Source organism: Virgibacillus proomii, from assembly GCF_900162615.1.
In the GTDB taxonomy this organism is placed as follows: domain Bacteria; phylum Bacillota; class Bacilli; order Bacillales; family Amphibacillaceae; genus Virgibacillus; species Virgibacillus proomii.
Window position 1 is genome coordinate 2,256,095 of sequence record NZ_FUFN01000010.1, and the last position, 18,809, is coordinate 2,274,903.

An 18,809-nucleotide genomic window follows, 5' to 3' on the forward strand; every position below is an offset into this window, starting at 1 on the left:
GAACCATAATTATCAAGAAGGAGGGGGTGACTAACCCCGACCTCTGAAATCACCTGTTTGCTCCCTTTCCTTACTTATGCTCTTTCTTTACATCTTTATTTCAACAAACTTTATTGAAGTTCATCTAATACATTTTTAGGAACTTGGTCTTTTGATACTTCTTCATAAGACCGTCTGTTTAGACATTTCTTTCTAAATACAAAGGTATAATAATCTTATTTGTGTTAAAGTTTGTATCGAAAAGTACATTACTTGTAGATTGGTGTTTAAACACTTTCGTTTGTAAGTGGTAAGAGACGATAACTAAATAAAAAACGTAAAGTATTTGATTTTAAATTTAAGGCAATATCTAGGGATCTAATTATCTTCAGTACTTGAATTTATGCGACCGATATGGACAATGTAACACTTGCACCAATTATCTTGTCTTCCCTTTTTATATTTTTTATTTCAATTATTCCTTTATGTTCTCTTACTATTGATTCTACAATGAATAATCCAAGCCCGTAATGCTTGTCACCTCTATCTAACGAAGTAGTGTAAAATTTTTCTGTTGCCCTATTTAATGCCTCCTCAGAAAATCCTTTTCCATTATCTTAAATAACGATGTTGTATGAACGGTTGAAATTAAAAAATGATAAAGAAATGGTCCCGTCCTCTGGAGAAAATTGAATCGCATTTTGTACAACATTCTGAAAAGCCTTTGTTACCTTAGATAAATCTATGAATGCATTGGATGTTTCCGTTTTTTCTAAAACTAAATGCCTTCCTTTAATATTAGATAATTCTTTAGCGAGAAATATCCATTCAGAAACTACCTCTTTGGTAACAAGAACCTTTACAACAGTAGTATGTTTCGATACACTCGACAGATATTTCAATTCATCAACATATGTATTTAGTCGAGAAACTCCTTTATAAGAGTTTCCAATTAGATTTTTCTAGTTGGTTGATAGTTCGGTTTCTTTTAATAAATCTAAATTTCCACTTATTAAAGTAATAGGTGTTCGTATATCATGGGAAACAGCTTGTAGAGTCCGATATAATTTTTGATCGACATCCCACTGTCTTTCAAGAGAGGTCGATAATTCCATTTTTAATTTGTCTAAAGTAGAAATTACTTCATTCATTTCCTTAATGGAACTGAAAAATATAGGCTTAAAAACAAACAGCCCATAACAGCTTCATGTAAAATGTAAGTTAAAACGCCAGTTCGGACCCCCTCTCAGTTCATCCACGATTTTACCTTGTTGCTTATAGATTTCTATTTACTCCGTGTGCTGAAGTTTAACAAGGAGGACATCCTTAAATACGTTAATTACTTTTCTGATATACCTTTCTCCTTGCCCTGAGGGATTTTTTGGTGCTGCATTTCAAGATCTTTACATCATGGTCCTCTTCTTCATATGTCCCAAAGTCGACTTCCCTTGATCCTGTCTCTTTTTACTAGGCGACAAGAGTCACTTTGTCACAGGACTTAAACCTTAGGATTTCCCCATCAGTCTCCTGTTAGCTACTAAGCGTCTTGACCTTACTTGGGTCGGACTTTTTCCAATTAGTGATTAACGGCTTTTTAGGCATTCGCTAATCCAAAAACTTTCCGTAAGAAGAACTTGAGATTAATTTGAGTAAAATATATGGAACATCAGTTTAATAAAGGTATGATTTCAAAATTGGAAAACGAAACAGAGAGAATGTTAAGAAAGGCGATATCCGAATATGAAAATACACGGGTATTCTTTGAACCATCTCAAATAAGTGTCTATGATTATTTTCAATTTTGGCTAAAAGAGTATGTGGAGGTAAGCCTTAAATATAATGCTGTTGAAAATTATAAAGGAGTATTCAAAAAACATATAAACCCAGTTTTTGGAAAAAATTAAAAAGTATCCCTCCTGAATCACTTCAAAAATGTATTCATGATAAATATAGAGAGGGTGACGCAAGAAAAACATTAACTATATTTCATACGGTTTTAAAAAGCGATTTAAACCAAGCTGTATATCCATACAAGCTTTTAATAGACAATCCAATGCTATATGTCAAGACACCAAAAATAGTGCGGAGAAAGTCGACTAAAAGCGATTTAAAAATACTTTTTTTAGAAATCATCAAGAAGATTAACGATTTCTTGATGAAGATAATACATTTTATATTGGCTTAAATATAGAGATGAGGGTTAGTAAAGTTTGCGCGCTTACATGGGATATGGTTGATCTTAACAATAAAACACTAGGTTAACAAAATATTTATTAACAAAGATGGTAAATGGGTATTTGGCGCCTAAAACAGCAGCTTCTTATAGAAAAATAAAAATCGGCAATACACTTGTTAACCTTTTAAAGAAACATAAAAGTAAACAAAAACAAAATAAATGGAAGTATGGCGAGCATTATCACCAAAGTAATTTAGTTTACACTAAAGTAATGGATTGTCCGTAATTCTGGAAAATTGTAAATGGAGTGGTAGAATTTTAGAAAAAAGCTGGGCACTGATTTTAATTTTCACTCATTAGGACACACCATACTACGCTCTTGTTAGAACAAGGAGCACTTATAGATATACAGCAAAGATTAGGTCATAGTAGGGTTAGTTTACACTAGACACCTATTCCCACTTAACGGAGAAAATGGGTAATCAAACGGTAGACATTTTTGAAAGAATGATGAGCGAGAATATATAGCCTAGCCACCAAAATAAAAAGTTCGGTAGCTATATGGTGGCTAGACGTTAAATTTCATTATCGATATAGCTTGCACCCCTTGATTTAATCATCATCCATCTTCAAAACTGCCATAAAGGCTTCTTGGGGAACTTCCACGGAGCCAATCATTTTCATTCGTTTTTTACCTTCTTTTTGCTTTTCCAGTAATTTACGCTTCCGTGAAATGTCTCCTCCGTAACATTTAGAGAGTACGTTTTTTCGCATCGCTTTGATCGTTGAACGAGCGATAATCTTATTGCCAATCGCAGCTTGTACCGGGACTTCAAACTGCTGTCTTGGAATAAGATCTTTTAATTTCTCGACAATCTGCTTTCCACGCTCGTAAGCAAAGTCACGGTGAACAATGAACGATAACGCATCGATTGTTTCCCCATTTAGTAAAATATCCATTTTCACTAATTTTGAAGGACGGTAACCAATTAAATCATAATCAAACGAAGCATAACCTTTCGTGTGTGATTTGAGTTGATCAAAGAAATCATAAACAATCTCAGATAATGGAATATGATAAATTACATTTACACGAATATCATCTAAGTATTCCATGTCAATAAATTGGCCTCGTTTTTTTTGTGATATTTCCATTACCGCACCAACAAATTCATTTGGTACCATAATCGATGCTTTCACATAGGGCTCTCGTATTTCCTTAATTTGTTGAGGGTCGGGCATAAATGATGGGTTATCAATAGAAATGGTTTCTCCATCTGTTTGCTCCACTTCATAAATAACACTTGGGGCAGTTGTAATTAAATCAATATTAAACTCTCTTTCAATGCGTTCTTGAATAATCTCCATATGCAATAATCCTAAAAAACCACAGCGAAAGCCAAAGCCCAATGCTTGAGATGTTTCCGCTTCATATTGGAGTGATGAATCATTTAATTCTAATCGTTCCAATGCTTCTCGTAAGTCATTATAATTTTTAGAGTCTACCGGATATAGACCGCAAAATACCATTGGGTTTAATTTCTTATATCCCGGTAAAGGTTCTGTTGCCGGACGGCTTGCCAGTGTAATCGTGTCACCAACCCGAGTATCTCCTACATTTTTAATCGATGCTGTCAAATAACCGACATCACCAACAATTAATTCATCTTTACTTTCTGGTTTTGGATGAAATACACCTACCTCGTTAACTTCATATTCCTTTCCAGTTGCCATCATTTTTATTTTATCGCCAACCTTAACAGACCCTTCCTTTATACAAACGTAGGCAACAACACCGCGGTACGGATCATAAAGGGAGTCAAAAATCAACGCCTTGAGAGATGCCTCCGGATCGCCGGATGGGGCAGGTATTACCTCAATGATTCGTTCCAAAATCTCATCTATGCCAATATTTGCTTTTGCTGAAGCAAGAATCACATCATCTTTATCAATCCCAATTACATCTTCCAACTCTTGTTTGACACGTTCTGGATCTGCACTTGGTAAATCTATTTTATTGATAACAGGGATGATCTCTAAATCGTTATCCAAAGCTAAATAAACGTTTGCCAACGTTTGCGCCTCTATTCCTTGAGCAGCATCAACCACTAAGATAGCACCTTCACAAGCTGCAAGACTCCGCGATACTTCATATGTAAAATCAACATGTCCAGGTGTATCGATCAAATGGAACAGATATTCCTCTCCAGCTTTACTTGTATAATGAAGCTGAACTGCGTTTAATTTTATTGTAATACCACGCTCTCTCTCCAAATCCATAGCATCAAGTAACTGATCTTTCATTTCTCGTTGTGAAATTGCTTGTGTTCGCTCTAAAATACGATCAGCTAACGTCGACTTTCCATGGTCAATATGAGCGATAATCGAAAAGTTCCGTACATTTCTTTGATTTTCTGCCATTAATGATGTTCACTCCTACTTCCTCCTATCTGTATTCAAACAGATAGAAACCCAAAATTAACTGCGCCAATGACTAGGTTAGATTATAGCAATAGAACCATTGATATTCAAGAACAAAAGCTAGAAGGGCTCGATTAGTAACTTACAAACTTGAGAGCCCCTAATAAGATCGAGTGAAACTTCATTCCGTGAAACGCTTTTCACACGGAATGTTAGTACCTTAAAGGTATGACCTAAAGGCCTTTGAACCGAATTGAGCATTTAGGTGCCGTTTTTCTTTTATGTTCACAATGCATAACAGATTTTAGAATTGAGGAAAGTACGGCACCTTACATGCGGGGTAAAGGGAAACTTTATTCAAGGAGTGCTTTTCTACTTGAATGTAAGTTAAACGAAAGTCGCTTGATCGCGTAAGCTAGACGAAGCAACTTTTTCAAAAAGTTACCCTCCATGTAGAAACAGATATCATTTCGTAGACAAGAATAAAAGCGTGATACTATACTAAATATTGAATAATTCAATCTGTTCAACCATCGTATAGAAGAATAATAAGTTAAAATTCGGAAAAATCAATAGTTTAAACGTTAAAGAACTTTCTAATTAGGCATCAGCCAAAATAAGCTCGATTATTAACAGAAGTTGGCAAGGCGAGCGGTTAATGAACATGTCAAGGTTCTTACAATCGATCAATTGGTTGTCAGTTTGTAAGAACCTACTATTTTTACAATGACATTTAATAGCATCAAGACCAGACATATAGTTTTTTAACAACTTAAAAAAACAGCTGCGATATTTGATATAAAATTTCAACCACAATTTCATAAAATCCTGTAATACTTGCTTCTAGTATAGAAGCTGTCTTCTCCGTTACCGGAGCGGGAGCTTCTACTTCTGTAAGAGGAGCTCTGTTTTCCCCACTAGTTGCTTCGTTTATATTTTCGGTAGATGGTAAAGTTATTTCCTCTATCTTATCTGAGGCAATGGGTTCTTGTTCCTTATTCACTGCACCTTGATTACCATAAACTACTCCTGTTAAAAAACAAATTGCCAGCAACAAAAGAATAATCACAGATCTTGCCATATTAACCCTCCTAAGAATCAGCGTCTACTTTCTCAGCATCCCAATATAATTCACTTAATACATCCGCGAATGCATCAGCTGAACGATACAGCTCGTCTATATTATTTTCTACTCCACCAAACTCCAACAGTAACGCATTTTCTGATAAATCCTGATTAAATATACCATTTGTCCCTGCACCTTTCTTCGTAAACACTCCTCTACTTAAGCCAGGGTACTTTTCTTCTAATAAATAATGTAATTTAGCTGCTAGTTTTTGATTTTTTTCATACGCATCATGCTCTGCGCCAATGACAATCATAACTCGAGCATATGATTTTTGATTAATTTTCGTTGTTGTTTTATTCCTATCGATTGAATCGCGATGCAGATCAAAAACATAGGTAATGTCTTTATTTGCTGCAACAGTCTCACGAACAATTTTTCTTGAGGCTTCATAAGATTTTCCATAGTCCCAGCCCTTATTGTTCAGTTCACTCATAATATCGGTGTTATCTACCTTTGTTCCTATGCCATTCGCTTTTAACGATGTTGCTAACCGTTCACTTACCTTGGTAATATTTACTTCTTTATGATGAGCTTCATTTGGATCAGATACATTAGGTAAATGTGGTAAAAATGATTCTCGGTTATGCGTGTTATACAAAAACACAACATTTTTATCTCCGGTTGTAGGATGGGATTTCTTTGTACGGTTATCATTTTTGTTCCACTCCGTTTCTTTATCTTGCTGATCGATAAATGCTTGTCGTTCTTTTAAAACGTCTTTTAAAGGGGGGGAAGACTCAATAGGAAAATTAGTAAAGTTGGTTCCCTTACCAGCAATTAAAATTTGATTATCAAAACTGGAAAATCCAGGTATCTCATTTCTTATTAGACTACGAGGGTCTTTGGGTGTAAGATTGGTTGCTACTTGAAATAAGATTGTTGAGACATTTGGCTTGTTTTTATCGGTTAGATAACTTTGTTGAAAGGCACGATTTTCCAAGCTCAGTAAATAATAGAAAAATGAACTATCAATATCATTTGTCCATCCAGTAATAATTTCTGATGATAATCGATAAGCAGGCTTTACCGTAGTCATTATTCCAATAAATATAAATAATAAAACAAAACCAATGAAATAAACACTGCCTTTTTGATAAAATGAGCGCAGCCAGTTACTTTTCCATTGCATGGTTCCACCCTTTCTGAAATGCAACTTCATAACACTATCTTTTTCTATAGTTCACTCTATGAAGTGAATTGCAAAACTAGAACCCAAAAATAGATTCAATCCAGATGTAAGAATGTCCCTCGCGTAAGCATATCTTTAGTATTTCTATGACTTCGAAAAAGCAAAAGAGCATTCCTAATCAGCTCTTTCATTTGAATATGTCTGTCTTTAAGCTGATTAATAGAATGCTCGCTAAACTGTTTGTATACTCTTTTTTATCTTGAATAAAAAGCAAAATTATCAACATCCACGGTTTCATGCAATGCAGCATTAACACCATTGGCAAGTAAATTTGCCATATCTTTCATAAACCCATCGACTTCTTTTGGTGTAACCATTAAATTATGTCCAAGCGGTGTTAACACTTCGGTAATCAGTTTTCTTTTTTGTTCATCATCAAGACTACCGACAATACCTAAAAACGTTTGTCGTTTTTCCTTGTCTGGCATGTCTTCATCCGTTAAACTTCTATTTCCAAATGAAAGTCCAGCAGGTGTTAAGGATTTAGATGGCTTATCCTTTTCTTTCCATTCCCTTCCAAAATGCTTCAACAAAAAATCGATCGTATCACTAGCGATCGTCACCGCATCTACAACAGTAGGAACACCTATAGCAAAAACTGGAATACCTAGTGTTTCTTTGCTGATTTCTTTACGTTTATTACCAACACCAGATCCTGGATGAATACCGGTATTGGACAATTGAATGGTTTCGTTAACTCTTTCAATTGATCTTGAAGCTAAGGCATCAATACAAATAACAAAATCCGGCTTAAATTTTTCTACAATCCCAAAAATAATATTACTCGTCTCAATGCCGGTTATGCCCATCACACCAGGAGTTATAGCAGCAGTAGGTCGGTAACCTTCTGCAACCGTTTCATGCTCCAGTTCAAATAAATGACTTGTCACTAACACTTTTTCTATCGTCATCGGCCCTAACGCATCTGGTGTAACATTCCAATTTCCCAATCCAACGATTAGACATTTACCATCTTTAGGAATATTGTTGGCAGCAATTAATGCTTCTAACTCCTTTGCTAATACTTTCGCTGCTTGCTCTTGTCTTTTTGTGTCCTGACGTTTCACCCCATCTGCATAGATGGTAATATATGTTCCCGACTTCTTTTGCAGTAGCTCAGCTCCTGTTTCATCAATTTCTACACAGGATATTTTTATTCCCTTTTCTTCACGTTCTTTGATCGTTACCCCTTTTATTTCCTGTTCTGTATTTTGTTGATTTTCAACATACATATCCTTTGCTTCCACAGCAAGATCGGTTCTAACTTGATAAGGGACAATATTCTCATTTGCTTGATCCATTCATCGCTCATCCTTTACATATATTTTATCCGCATTTAAGATGCCCATCTTCCACTTCAAGAGTGATAAAAACAGGAAGAAATCGACACCTAAATACTCAATTCGGTTCAAAGGCCCTTAGGTCACACCTTTAAGGTACTAACATTCCATAATGGGGAAGGAAAAACTTATTGAATGAAGTTTCCTTTATTCTAGCTTGAACCAATTTTACAAACTCATTCATCTAGAACGAATTGGGATTTAGAAGCTGATCTCTGACATAGTTATCAAGCTAATAACCGTTGTTCAAAGCGGGAAGAATACGTATTTTACATGTAGAAGAAAAATATAAAATATCCTTCCACAATAATTTTTATACACGCTAATGTAAAATGAAATTCGCTGCATCATTTTTACTTGGCTATTTGAATATCTATTTACAAATTGTCGTAAGTTTATTTTTTAAATTTCTTGTTAATCTTATCTTTGTATTTAGAAAAACTTTTTTATTCTTCGACATAGCTACTTGAAAACAACCGTTTCCTTTGGTAAAATGACCTTTGTCCAAAGACAAAACATAATTAAATTAACGGAAAAATTTGCCTGAGGATAATAACCCATATACATCTCTACAAGTGGCGATGATTTAGGAGGTGAAAGACATTGGCTAATATTAAATCTGCAATTAAGCGTGTAGAAACGAATAACAAAAAACGTTTGAATAACAATACACAAAAATCTGCAATGCGTTCACAAATTAAACAAGTAGAAAAACTTATTGAAGCAAAAGATAAGGAAAATGCAAGTATTGCTTATCAAGCTGCAAAGAAAGCAATTGATAAAGCAGTAGGAAAAGGAATTGTACACCAGAATTTTGGAAACCGTCAAAAATCCCGTTTAGAGCAACGAATTAATCAGCTTGGAGCATAAAAAAACGATCCTATAGGATCGTTTTTTTATTATTATTGTGCTCTCGTTGCTTGGCCTGTGACCAAATGATAAAGAAGCATTTCAAATGCCAACTCTTTTTCCATTTTGCCTTGCTTTATTATCCTGTCTGTTTCGGCAAACTCATTCATAATGTATATAAGCAAATCAATTGTAAAATGCTTTTCTCGTTTTAATGCAATTTTAATTACATATGGGTGAATTCCGAGTATTTTCTCCATTTGCGCTTGTGTATACCCTTTTTGTCTTAATAGTTTAACTCGAAAAAGAGTCCGAAACTGAAAAGCAAGCAGTCCAATCATGGCAATTGGATCTTCCTTTTGTTTTTCTAAATCTTTATAAATTGCTATTGCCCTATATAAATCACGGTTCATAACGGCATCGACTAAGCGAAGAGAAGTATTCGTTGGTGTATGCGACATTAAATCCTCAGCGATCTCTTTTGTCACTTGACCATTTTCACCTACATAGAGCGAAAATTTATGTAACTCATTTTCCAATAACAATAGATTTGTAGACACTTCTACTTCCAGCATATCGTAAACTTCATTGGTTAGCTCAATCTTAAATTGACCTGCAAGTTCGTCAATCCATTTTTTTAGTTCATATTCCTTTATTGGATTACAATTCGCAACAACAGCGTGTTTTTTTATTAATTTCGTTATTTTTTTCCGTTCATCTATTTTTTCATAAGGTGCTGTTAATACTAAGATAGAATAATCTACAGGTGCTGTTAAATACGTTTCTAACATCGACAATTGATGTTCAACGGAATTTTTATCTTGTTTTGCTTTTAAGAATGATGCGTTATTAGCAATTACGAGCTTCCGTTCACCAAAAAAAGGATATGTTTCAACATCAGCAATAACATCTTCAACCGGCATTTCTTCCAAATCATAAACAGCAAGATTGTCCTCATCATTGTGAATTACAACCCGCTCTAATTGTTTAATTAAACTTTGTATAAAAAAGGATTCATTTCCATAAAATAAATATACAGGTGATAGTTGTTTTTTCTTAATCTTTTTTAAAGTTTCTAAATAGGCCATCCCATTCACTCCATTTTTCAACATATCTTTATGGTAAATCGTTGTAAAGATAATCGCAAGAGCGAAATTGTTGTATACATTTTTTGATTTTTTGTTTCATGTCTAAAATCATTTGACATAGGGTAACAGAGAGGGATACTTAACTTGGAAATGATCCCTCTCCAATCTATATCAACGCTTGAATAACTGCCCTAGGAACAGCTAGCCAAACGATATTTGCTTTACTTATAGACTTTCCCTTTTACGTAAAAGTATTGATGTTAAGTCTTTCTAATTTTGGAATGAAGACGTTTATATGTTAGAATGTGATATAAGTGGATTTTTTATCGTATCTAACTTATATTGGGAGGGGTTAACATGAACGAGTTTGAAAAAGATACGCAATCAAAAACAAATGATATGGTTGATAATATTAAGGGTTTCACCCTTTCATTTGTTTTCTTTTTATTAATATTTGCTATCGGTGTTACAATCAGTGTGTTAGGATCGTAAAGAGACTGTTTAAAGTCTCTTTTTTATGTGATAAAAACTATTTCTGTTTCTATATAATGGATATCGTTTCGTATAGCTTATGCAATGAAGCAAAACAAACTTCGATCTGTACGGTAAATTAACATCGGTTCGAATCAAAAAGGAAGGAAGGCTGACTAAAAGCGGAGTTGCCATAAAATAAAGCATCGACATATCCCGTTGCAAAGACAAGTTTTTTTATTTCGCCAAACGTTCTGTTTTTGTTCTTATATTTTTTTCTAAATTATGGAGTAACTGTTTAATGATTTTCTATAAATAAATGGATCGCATGGATACTGTTTCATAATTAAGTTGATAAAAAGAGGTTCATATCATTTTACAACCTGTTCGTACTCTCGAATGCCATCCATTTCTTAGCATCTTGTTTGTTTAAAAAAAGGTTCTTATGAAGAATATGGATGCCTTTCTGTATTTTTTAAAATAATTTTATCATGCGTGCTTTATTATGCCTTTTATAAAGTGAAATTTCATTTATCGTGCTTTTCCCTTCATCTATGTTAAAAAGTAACACAAAGGCTGCGTCCTTAAAAAACGTGATGTATTCCCGCCGAAGTTTTTCTAGTCCTTGAAAAACCGCGATGTATCGCTTCCTTAGCTTCTCTGTCCTTGAAAAATGGCAATAAATCGCTGACGCACTCTTTCCTTGTCCTTGAAAAAGAAAAACGCTTTTTCTGCATGCGATGGTTATTCAAGCAGTCTCTCTAGTCCTATCAGTCCAAGCGAACCAAATTTAGATGTCGTTTCAACTGCTTAGACTTCTTAAAACGAGATTCTTATGGTAGGATAAAAAAATTATATTCCATAAAATAAATCTTCACTCATCAGGGGTTTTCTTTTATTCCCCACTGATTGTTAGTACCACAAGGATTAACCTAAAGGCCTATGAACTGAATCGGACAATTATTGGCAGTTGGACCATTCCAATTATCCTTCTAAGTTTCACCCTATAGCATGGAAGGGCAGTCTAACTGCCAATTACATGTGGGATAAATATAAAGAAATCCATGATAGCTTATGGCCAAAATGTTTTAAATGTTCCGGTTTGTTGATTAAACCGGTATTGAATAGCCCCATCTTCATCCGTTCGAAGTAACAGAATGGAATCCAAGGTCTTAATTACCTCAGAAGCAGGGTGCCCATAGCGATTTTCTCTCCCAACCGATAATAACGCTACCTGAGGATGAAGCTGTTGCACTACGTTCTCATCGGTGGAAGTATTGCTGCCATGATGAGCGATCTTAAGTACATCTACTTGAAGATTTGGATAAGCCTTAGCTATTTCTCTCTCTTCATCCTTCGTTATATCCCCGGTAAACAGCCAATGTGCTTCTCCAAATTTCGTATACAACACAAGCGAATTTTCATTAGCAGCTCGCTTATCCCGCATCGGACCAAGAACATGGAAGAGCTGACCATGCAAATTAATTGTAGAGGCGGCTTCTACAAATATTTGTTCCGTTTCTTCGGGTGAGGGAACAATACTTTTTTGTTTTGTATCGTAGTAGTTACTTACTATAATTGAATCCACCGTAAAATCATCAAACAAAAATGGAATACTGCCATTATGATCGAGATCTTCATGTGTGATAAACACCGCATCAATCTTAACAATTCCCCTTGAGAATAAATAAGGCTTCAAAATTTGTTCATAAATACGTCTGGAAGGTTGCTTTTCTTGAAACGAAAATGTTGCGCCTGCATCAATTAGTATGACACCTTTTCGGTAAGGCAGTTCAATGATAAATGCATCTCCTTGACCAATATCTAACATCGTAACCAAGCCCCAGGGAGATAAATAAGGACGTAAAGTATTTCCTATAATTACGATTGTCATCAAGCAAGCACAGAAGAATGCTTTATACAGCTTATTATTTTCCCAAAACTGCATAAATAAAATGAATAACATATAAAAACCAAGGACTACTATCCAAGGTAACGGGCCCATTATCCAGGGGTAATTTACATAGTTATCGATAAACTTTACAATATTCATTGCTTGTTCATGAATGGTCAGAAAAATCCCATCTAGAAATGAAACGATTGCAAGTGGTGAAAATATCAGTAAACCAAACATCATTGGAATAACAAAAAAAGAATAGTATGGTACCATTACCATGTTAACCAAAATAGAAAGTGGCTGAAATAAAGAAAAATAATAAATTTGAATTGGCAATATAGCAATTTGTGCAATAAAGCTAATATAGATTATTTGTTCTATTCTTGATGTTGTATTTATAATCAGCTGTTTCGAAATTAATAAAGCGAAGGTAACCGCAAACGAAAGTTGAAATCCCACATGATAAATAATTAATTTATCTAAAGTAACTAGCAATATAAACACAATACTTAATACATCCGTAACACTCCATTTTATTCCTGTTTTATAAAGAAGAATAAACAGGCAGGTCATTAGACTGGCACGCCAAACGGAGGGTTCACCACCGGCTATAACTGCATACAATGGAAGAATGCAGAATATCACCCACTGTGCATTTTCTTTTGTCATTAGATTCAGTTTTACCAGTAACATATATAACAAAGCAATAACAATTCCTACATGTAATCCGGAAATTGCTAATAAATGGCTCATACCCCACCGTTGAAACATCTCTATCGTATCTTCATCTAAATAGGAATCATCTCCAAAGACTAACGCTTTTACCCAAGCTGCCGCTTCATCACTTAACGTTTGTCCTATATAGATGAAGAAGGTATCTCTAAATTGATAAATAATCGGTAATATACCTCTGCCAGCTTTACATTGCAGTTGAGTCATATCCGCTAACACAGCTTGATAGGAAATTCCTTTTGTTTGTAAATAAGAGCGATAGTCAAATTGTCCGGGATTACTCTTGGTCTCTGGAAGTTTTATTTCAGCATTTAATTTGCATGTAGAACCATACTGAATATTTTTTTCGAGTGATTTTGGAGGCTTCTTATAAAAATGGATAACTTGGATGTTAGTTGATGTTTGATCATTTTGTAGGGTAAAGGAAAAGTGGGTATTGGTTTGCTTAACGAGGCTAATAATTTTTCCGCTAAGCTCTGCAGATTGTTTCAAATGAAGTGTCTGTTCCTTTATTGCAAGTGGTTCAAGATAGGTGAAGAAAAATAGAAGAGATAGAAGGGATAGCACGGAAGGAAGGAGGGCTATCCGCCTCTTCAAAAATAAATAGCTTAACCAAATTAGAAATACACCGATAATTAAAGGAGAAATCCAAATGGAGAACATACTTATGACAGCTGCTAATGCAGGAAAATGCCAATATCCAGTCATCTACTCACCTTTACATTTAATTTGAAATAAGTGTATGGCTTCACTTTTTAATCGTTCTATTTCATTCGTTTTCACGTTGTTTTGTTCTAACTTTTCGAGCAATTCTTCAATTAGCTGCTGCTTCTCTCGATAATTCGTATCGACCAATAAATAATCCAGCTTCACTTTTTTTATCGCTACGTTTGCTTCAGCGAATAATGAAATAGCATATGGATGATTATGATAATCTTCTGCATAATAGACGGTGCGGATTCCAGCCTGGATTAACTGCTTACAGCACTGTAAGCAAGGAAAATGTGTCACATAAATATCCGCCCCTTCTGTAGCAACGCCAAACTTAGCGCATTGCAATAATGCATTTGCCTCTGCATGAATCGTTCGGACACAATGACCATCAATCACATAACAGCCTTCATCTATGCAATGTACACTGCCAGAAACACTACCATTGTATCCTCCGGCTATAATTCGTTTATCACGTACAATCGTCGCACCTACCATTAATCTTGTGCATGTACTGCGAAGTGCTAATAAATGGCTCTGTGCCATAAAATATTGATCCCACGAAATCCGTTCCATATCCGTTTCCCCTTCTTTTTAAAAAATTATCATAATTTTAATATCTAAAGGTCGTTCAAAAAAGATATGATGATCTTAGCTGCCTTCAGCTTTTTATCCCCTTTTTGAACATATACTTCTATGGTATTTGAATATCATCTTGAATTGCTTCTAACGTTTTTTCGCCAATTCCAGATACATTCAATAAGTCCTCCATTTGTTTAAACATTCCATTTTCCTCTCGGTATTGGATAATTGCTGCTGCTTTACTTGGTCCAATTCCATTTAATTCCTCAATTTCCTCAGCAGTTGCTTGATTGATGTTTATTTTTTCCGTTGTTGCAGCTCCTGAAGTAGTCGAGATAGATGAATCCTCATTATTGGCAATTACTTCGATTACCATTTCATCTTGCAATTTTTGTGCTAAATTAACATGTGATTGATCTGCGTTTGCTGTAAATCCACCTGCAGTTTTAATCGCATCAATCACCCGATCTTGTGCTTTCATTTCATATACTCCTGGTTGTTTTACTTCTCCTTTTATATCAATAAAAACAGAGGTATTTGTTGATGCTTCTTCTGAGGATTGATTGTCTGTTGAGTCCTCCTTTGGCTTTTCATTAATTATAATAGACGACTCTTTTTGGTTTTGATTTCTTTCATTCGCTAATAATAACACAATAATAATAGCTAATGGAACTGCAATAAGGAAAAAAACTTTTTTTAATTTACTGGTGAGATACATTGGGTTTCACCTCCTTTTAGCTAACTTATAACAGTTAGCTAAACTTTATCTGAAGAGGTATGAGACAATATAAAACATAATCTCCTATCATACTGTCTATTCCACATGTACCATCTAAACTCCTTTTTCATAAAAAAAAAGATAATTACTTACTTTTTTCTGCTGAAAAGAAAATTCTTGATGTATTTTCGGTTACACTATTTTCTATTATCGAAAAATCACCGTATATGTTTATATTTTCAAAGCCTACCCTCTCTAAAATTTTTTTATAAAAATCAACTGAAAATGTTCGTTGGTGATGAACTTCATGAAATCTCTTGTAGTTGCCTTCTTTATTTTTCACAAAAAATGTCAAGTCATGATACATTTCACCTGATTGTTCTCCTTCTGAGCAAAACCATATGTATGCTGCATCCCCTGTAACATCAGCAAATGTTTGATCCAAATAGTAATTCCTTATAAAGTCAATGGAGTGTATATCAAATAAAAAAATTCCACCAGGGCTTAAAGCATTGTTGATCTGTTGAAAGGCCTGGATTAACTCACTCTCTGACGTTATATAATTGATGACATCACAAAAGCTAACCGCTGCACCAAGATTACAGAACCCGTCAAGACTTCTTATATCTTGACAGACCCATTGAACCGATACATCCGCTAATCGACTTTTTTGTTCTGCATAAGCTAACATCTCAGGAGCACTATCTATACCGATAACTTGATCAAACTTTTGTGCTAATCGTAATGTAAGCTCTCCAGTACCACAACCTAAATCAGCTAGAGTGATCGCTTTATTACCGAGTAATGACGCGGTAAATTTAACCCACTTATCATAAGGTGCGTCATTCATAAATATATCATAAAGGTCTGCCATTCGTTCATATGCCATAGCTATTGGTCCTGTCTTGTTAAAACTGGAATTTCTGCAGCATCTCCCCAAAGCCGCTCTAAGTTATAATAACCTCGCTCATCTTTATGAAAGACGTGACAAACTACGTCACCTATATCTACTAAAATCCATCTAGCTTGGTCAAAGCCTTCTAATCGATACAAAGTAACTTCATTTTCTTCCATTTTTTCTTTGATTCCTCGAGCAATTGCTTGTACTTGTCGCTCATTATTACCATGACAAATTAAAAAATAATCAGCTATTAAAGAAACCTCTTTCATATTAAGTACCAGGATGTTTTCTGCGCGTTTATCATCACAAGCTTCTGCCGCTAATTGTACAATGTTCTTATTTTCCACTAACTAATTCCTCCTTAATTTTTCGATTAAAATAATTATATGCGTAAAATGTATCAGGATAGATGGTAGCCTGTTTTCCGAGCAAATACTGAATAGTATTTGCTAATGCCATGAAACAAGCTTGTTCTAAATTCTTTTTTGCTACTTCTCTTACTTTATCCACTCCAGGGAATTTTCTACCCGGCTCCATATAATCTGCTAAAAAAATAATCATTTCCAGCTTACTCATATACGCCCTACCAGTTGTATGGTAGTGAACTGCCTCTTGGATTACTTTGTCTTGGATGCCGAGTTCTTTTTCTACTAACAGAGCACCAACCGGACCATGCCATAGCTCATGATGATATTGAAGCAAATCCTTTGGTAAAGATGTAGTCAAAATCCACCGAGCCAATTCCTCCTTTGAACGATATTTGGCGTAATCATGTAATACACCGGCTAATTCCGCCTTATATTCATTTTCTCCAAACTGATTAGCTAGTTTTTTAGACAACTCAGCCACTCGTAATGAATGGGCAAATCGCTCTTTTGTAAGCTGTGGTTTTACTTTCTCTATCGCTGTATCAATATCCATATAAATGATGCTCCTTCAAATAATGATAAACGGATTGAGGTAACCAATAGTTTACAGATTCCCCTTTAGCACATCGTTTACGCAGCAATGTTGATGAAATTTCAATTAGGGGTATGTCAACTTCTTTAATAGGAAAACTGCTTTTTAATTGATAATTTGGCCGTTTCACCCCAACGAAAGTAACTAACTCGGAAAGTTCCTCAATCCGATGCCACTTCGGTAAATATTCAACCATATCTGCACCAATAATAAAATAAAATTCCTTATCCAAATACCGTTTTTGTAATTCCTTAACCGTATCAATCGTGTAAGACTTACCGCTTCTCTCTAATTCCACTGTATTCACCTTAAAATAAGGATTATCCTTAATAGCAAGCCGAACCATCTCTAACCGATGATCCGGACTTGTTTTTGCCTCTTCCTTATGAGGAGGTGTATAAGATGGGATGAACCAAATTTCAGCTAAATGTAATGCGAGCCGAACTTCTTCCGCAATAATTAAATGTCCAATATGTGGTGGATCAAAAGTTCCCCCTAATATACCAATTCGTTCCATGATACCACCCTTTACGGAAGTTGAATATGCTTATTTTCTTTAGATTCTTTATAAAGGACGATGTTATTCCCTATAATTTGTACAATTTCAGCACCTGTTCCTTCAGCTAATTGTTCGGCAACGATCGTTTTATCTTCTAGGCAATTTTGTAAAATGCTTACTTTCAATAGTTCTCTTTTCTCCAAGGCATCTTCAATTTGAGTAACCATATTTTGATTTACACCTATTTTACCAACTTGAAAAATCGGCTTCAGTTGATTTGCTTCAGCACGTAAAAAACGTTTTTGTTTCCCTGTTAACATACTATCTTCCTTTCAAAATTTGCTCTAACTCATCTTCCATCATTCCAATATCTGGCTTTTTCCTGGTCCAGATCTCAAAAGCATATTGTGCCTGATATAGTAACATCGTATGACCATAATGGACAGGTGCTCCACTCTTTTCTGCCTGCTGCAAAAATTTTGTCTTCATCGGTTGATAGATGATATCACTATAAATCACATTGGACGGAAAATCCTTGTTTGCAATTATTGTTTGCTCTATATTAGGCTTCATACCTACAGAAGTTGTCTGAATCACAATATCATAATCCGCTAGCTTTGCTTCTGCTTCCACGAAGGACAACACTTGGGAGTCTTTATTTGCATGACGACAAATAGCAGCAGCCTTTTCTTTTGTTCGATTAGCAATGTCAATCTGATCAAAATGAAACTGATCCAGTGCAGTAAAGATCCCTCGAGCAGCGCCACCCCCACCAAGAATCAGTGCACGACGAGGTGTCATTTTAAACAAGTTTGGAAACTTATCCTGTAAAGAACGTACATAGCCGACTCCATCTGTGTTATAACCGATCCATTTTCCATTTTTATTTATTACCGTATTAACAGCTCCAGTTCGATTAGCAATCTGATCTATCTCATCCAGAAAAGGCATGATCTGTTGTTTAAAGGGAACAGTTACATTAAAACCATGTACGTTTTTGGACTTTAAATGCTTGAGAATCCCTTCTACAGGTGTTTGTTGTGTAAACTCAAATAGTGAATACGTTCCTTTGGTTGACGTTTTCTCCATAAACCGTTCGTGTATCCACGGTGATAACGAATGAGAAATTGGATATCCGATTAAGCCGAAACGATATACCACTAGTAC

At 35.0% G+C, this 18,809-nt stretch carries 18 protein-coding genes and 1 pseudogene; 3 read left to right on the forward strand and 16 right to left on the reverse strand.

The genetic code is table 11. The features are described from left to right. Positions 1 to 380: 380 nt before the first annotated feature. Both BN1066_RS21355 and BN1066_RS21360 read right to left on the reverse strand, forming a co-directional pair. A pseudogene (locus BN1066_RS21355) lies at positions 381 to 584 on the reverse strand (ATP-binding protein); the annotation flags it as partial. Positions 585 to 941: 357 nt separating this feature from the next. Then, the gene (locus BN1066_RS21360; RefSeq protein WP_077320973.1) at positions 942 to 1,130 is read right to left on the reverse strand and encodes a histidine kinase dimerization/phospho-acceptor domain-containing protein; all 189 of its coding nucleotides are present in this window, start codon (positions 1,128 to 1,130) and stop codon (positions 942 to 944) included. Positions 1,131 to 1,637: 507 nt separating this feature from the next. Here BN1066_RS21360 and BN1066_RS17995 point away from each other — a divergent pair. Then, positions 1,638 to 1,883, forward strand: a complete 246-nt coding sequence (locus tag BN1066_RS17995) for a tyrosine-type recombinase/integrase (RefSeq protein WP_077320975.1) — start codon at positions 1,638 to 1,640, stop codon at positions 1,881 to 1,883. An 884-nt stretch (positions 1,884 to 2,767) separates the two neighbouring features. Here the strand turns inward: BN1066_RS17995 and lepA are convergent. The 4 genes from lepA to gpr form a co-directional block, all read right to left on the reverse strand. Next, positions 2,768 to 4,576 (reverse strand): translation elongation factor 4, encoded by a 1,809-nt coding sequence (gene lepA, locus BN1066_RS18005; RefSeq protein ID WP_077320977.1) that lies wholly within the window; start codon positions 4,574 to 4,576, stop codon positions 2,768 to 2,770. Between the two features lie 772 nt (positions 4,577 to 5,348). Next, the gene (locus BN1066_RS18010) at positions 5,349 to 5,657 is read right to left on the reverse strand and encodes a hypothetical protein (RefSeq protein WP_077320979.1); all 309 of its coding nucleotides are present in this window, start codon (positions 5,655 to 5,657) and stop codon (positions 5,349 to 5,351) included. Positions 5,658 to 5,667: 10 nt separating this feature from the next. Further along, positions 5,668 to 6,834 carry a stage II sporulation protein P gene (gene spoIIP, locus BN1066_RS18015; protein WP_077320981.1) on the reverse strand — a complete coding sequence of 389 codons (1,167 nt, stop codon included), beginning with the start codon at positions 6,832 to 6,834 and terminating at the stop codon, positions 5,668 to 5,670. A gap of 254 nt (positions 6,835 to 7,088) precedes the next feature. Then, positions 7,089 to 8,195 (reverse strand): GPR endopeptidase, encoded by a 1,107-nt coding sequence (gpr, locus tag BN1066_RS18020; protein WP_077320983.1) that lies wholly within the window; start codon positions 8,193 to 8,195, stop codon positions 7,089 to 7,091. A gap of 642 nt (positions 8,196 to 8,837) precedes the next feature. On the opposite strand from gpr, the gene rpsT reads away from it, so the two are divergent. After that, the gene (gene rpsT, locus BN1066_RS18025) at positions 8,838 to 9,104 is read left to right on the forward strand and encodes a 30S ribosomal protein S20 (RefSeq protein WP_077320985.1); all 267 of its coding nucleotides are present in this window, start codon (positions 8,838 to 8,840) and stop codon (positions 9,102 to 9,104) included. Between the two features lie 32 nt (positions 9,105 to 9,136). Here rpsT and holA read toward each other — a convergent pair whose 3' ends face one another. Next, the gene (gene holA, locus BN1066_RS18030) at positions 9,137 to 10,171 is read right to left on the reverse strand and encodes a DNA polymerase III subunit delta (RefSeq protein WP_077320987.1); all 1,035 of its coding nucleotides are present in this window, start codon (positions 10,169 to 10,171) and stop codon (positions 9,137 to 9,139) included. A 357-nt stretch (positions 10,172 to 10,528) separates the two neighbouring features. On the opposite strand from holA, the gene BN1066_RS18035 reads away from it, so the two are divergent. After that, the gene (locus BN1066_RS18035) at positions 10,529 to 10,663 is read left to right on the forward strand and encodes a YqzM family protein (protein ID WP_077320989.1); all 135 of its coding nucleotides are present in this window, start codon (positions 10,529 to 10,531) and stop codon (positions 10,661 to 10,663) included. Positions 10,664 to 11,714: 1,051 nt separating this feature from the next. Here the strand turns inward: BN1066_RS18035 and BN1066_RS18040 are convergent. From BN1066_RS18040 to aroE, 9 genes are all read right to left on the reverse strand, one after another. After that, complete coding sequence (locus BN1066_RS18040; protein ID WP_077320990.1) at positions 11,715 to 13,979, reverse strand: DNA internalization-related competence protein ComEC/Rec2; 2,265 nt, start codon at positions 13,977 to 13,979, stop codon at positions 11,715 to 11,717. Next, positions 13,980 to 14,558: a ComE operon protein 2 gene (locus tag BN1066_RS18045; RefSeq protein WP_077320992.1), complete on the reverse strand. Its 579-nt coding sequence runs from the start codon at positions 14,556 to 14,558 to the stop codon at positions 13,980 to 13,982. Between the two features lie 118 nt (positions 14,559 to 14,676). Next, positions 14,677 to 15,282 (reverse strand): ComEA family DNA-binding protein, encoded by a 606-nt coding sequence (locus tag BN1066_RS18050; RefSeq protein WP_077320994.1) that lies wholly within the window; start codon positions 15,280 to 15,282, stop codon positions 14,677 to 14,679. A 145-nt stretch (positions 15,283 to 15,427) separates the two neighbouring features. Continuing rightward, positions 15,428 to 16,171 (reverse strand): class I SAM-dependent DNA methyltransferase, encoded by a 744-nt coding sequence (locus BN1066_RS18055; RefSeq protein ID WP_077320997.1) that lies wholly within the window; start codon positions 16,169 to 16,171, stop codon positions 15,428 to 15,430. A gap of 2 nt (positions 16,172 to 16,173) precedes the next feature. Next, a complete protein-coding gene (gene rsfS / locus BN1066_RS18060; RefSeq protein WP_077320999.1) occupies positions 16,174 to 16,530 on the reverse strand; it encodes a ribosome silencing factor in 357 nt (118 codons plus the stop codon). Then, entirely contained in the window at positions 16,520 to 17,104 is a 585-nt protein-coding gene (yqeK, locus tag BN1066_RS18065; RefSeq protein WP_077321001.1) for a bis(5'-nucleosyl)-tetraphosphatase (symmetrical) YqeK, read from the reverse strand. The genes rsfS and yqeK overlap by 11 nt, the downstream gene beginning before the upstream one ends. Beyond that, positions 17,094 to 17,660 carry a nicotinate-nucleotide adenylyltransferase gene (locus BN1066_RS18070; RefSeq protein WP_077321003.1) on the reverse strand — a complete coding sequence of 189 codons (567 nt, stop codon included), beginning with the start codon at positions 17,658 to 17,660 and terminating at the stop codon, positions 17,094 to 17,096. The genes yqeK and BN1066_RS18070 overlap by 11 nt, the downstream gene beginning before the upstream one ends. 11 nt (positions 17,661 to 17,671) lie before the next feature. Continuing rightward, positions 17,672 to 17,962 carry a ribosome assembly RNA-binding protein YhbY gene (gene yhbY, locus BN1066_RS18075; protein ID WP_077321005.1) on the reverse strand — a complete coding sequence of 97 codons (291 nt, stop codon included), beginning with the start codon at positions 17,960 to 17,962 and terminating at the stop codon, positions 17,672 to 17,674. A 1-nt stretch (position 17,963) separates the two neighbouring features. Then, entirely contained in the window at positions 17,964 to 18,803 is an 840-nt protein-coding gene (aroE, locus tag BN1066_RS18080; protein WP_077321007.1) for a shikimate dehydrogenase, read from the reverse strand. Positions 18,804 to 18,809 lie beyond the last annotated feature (6 nt).

Coding starts and splice junctions, on each gene's coding strand:
- BN1066_RS21360 (WP_077320973.1), bottom strand. CDS start 1,130: ATGAATGAAGTAATTTCTACTTTAGACAAATTAAAAATGGAATTATCG.
- BN1066_RS17995 (WP_077320975.1), top strand. CDS start 1,638: ATGGAACATCAGTTTAATAAAGGTATGATTTCAAAATTGGAAAACGAA.
- lepA (WP_077320977.1), bottom strand. CDS start 4,576: ATGGCAGAAAATCAAAGAAATGTACGGAACTTTTCGATTATCGCTCAT.
- BN1066_RS18010 (WP_077320979.1), bottom strand. CDS start 5,657: ATGGCAAGATCTGTGATTATTCTTTTGTTGCTGGCAATTTGTTTTTTA.
- spoIIP (WP_077320981.1), bottom strand. CDS start 6,834: ATGCAATGGAAAAGTAACTGGCTGCGCTCATTTTATCAAAAAGGCAGT.
- gpr (WP_077320983.1), bottom strand. CDS start 8,195: ATGGATCAAGCAAATGAGAATATTGTCCCTTATCAAGTTAGAACCGAT.
- holA (WP_077320987.1), bottom strand. CDS start 10,171: ATGGCCTATTTAGAAACTTTAAAAAAGATTAAGAAAAAACAACTATCA.
- BN1066_RS18035 (WP_077320989.1), top strand. CDS start 10,529: ATGAACGAGTTTGAAAAAGATACGCAATCAAAAACAAATGATATGGTT.
- BN1066_RS18040 (WP_077320990.1), bottom strand. CDS start 13,979: ATGACTGGATATTGGCATTTTCCTGCATTAGCAGCTGTCATAAGTATG.
- BN1066_RS18045 (WP_077320992.1), bottom strand. CDS start 14,558: ATGGAACGGATTTCGTGGGATCAATATTTTATGGCACAGAGCCATTTA.
- BN1066_RS18050 (WP_077320994.1), bottom strand. CDS start 15,282: ATGTATCTCACCAGTAAATTAAAAAAAGTTTTTTTCCTTATTGCAGTT.
- BN1066_RS18055 (WP_077320997.1), bottom strand. CDS start 16,171: ATGGCATATGAACGAATGGCAGACCTTTATGATATATTTATGAATGAC.
- yqeK (WP_077321001.1), bottom strand. CDS start 17,104: ATGGATATTGATACAGCGATAGAGAAAGTAAAACCACAGCTTACAAAA.
- BN1066_RS18070 (WP_077321003.1), bottom strand. CDS start 17,660: ATGGAACGAATTGGTATATTAGGGGGAACTTTTGATCCACCACATATT.
- yhbY (WP_077321005.1), bottom strand. CDS start 17,962: ATGTTAACAGGGAAACAAAAACGTTTTTTACGTGCTGAAGCAAATCAA.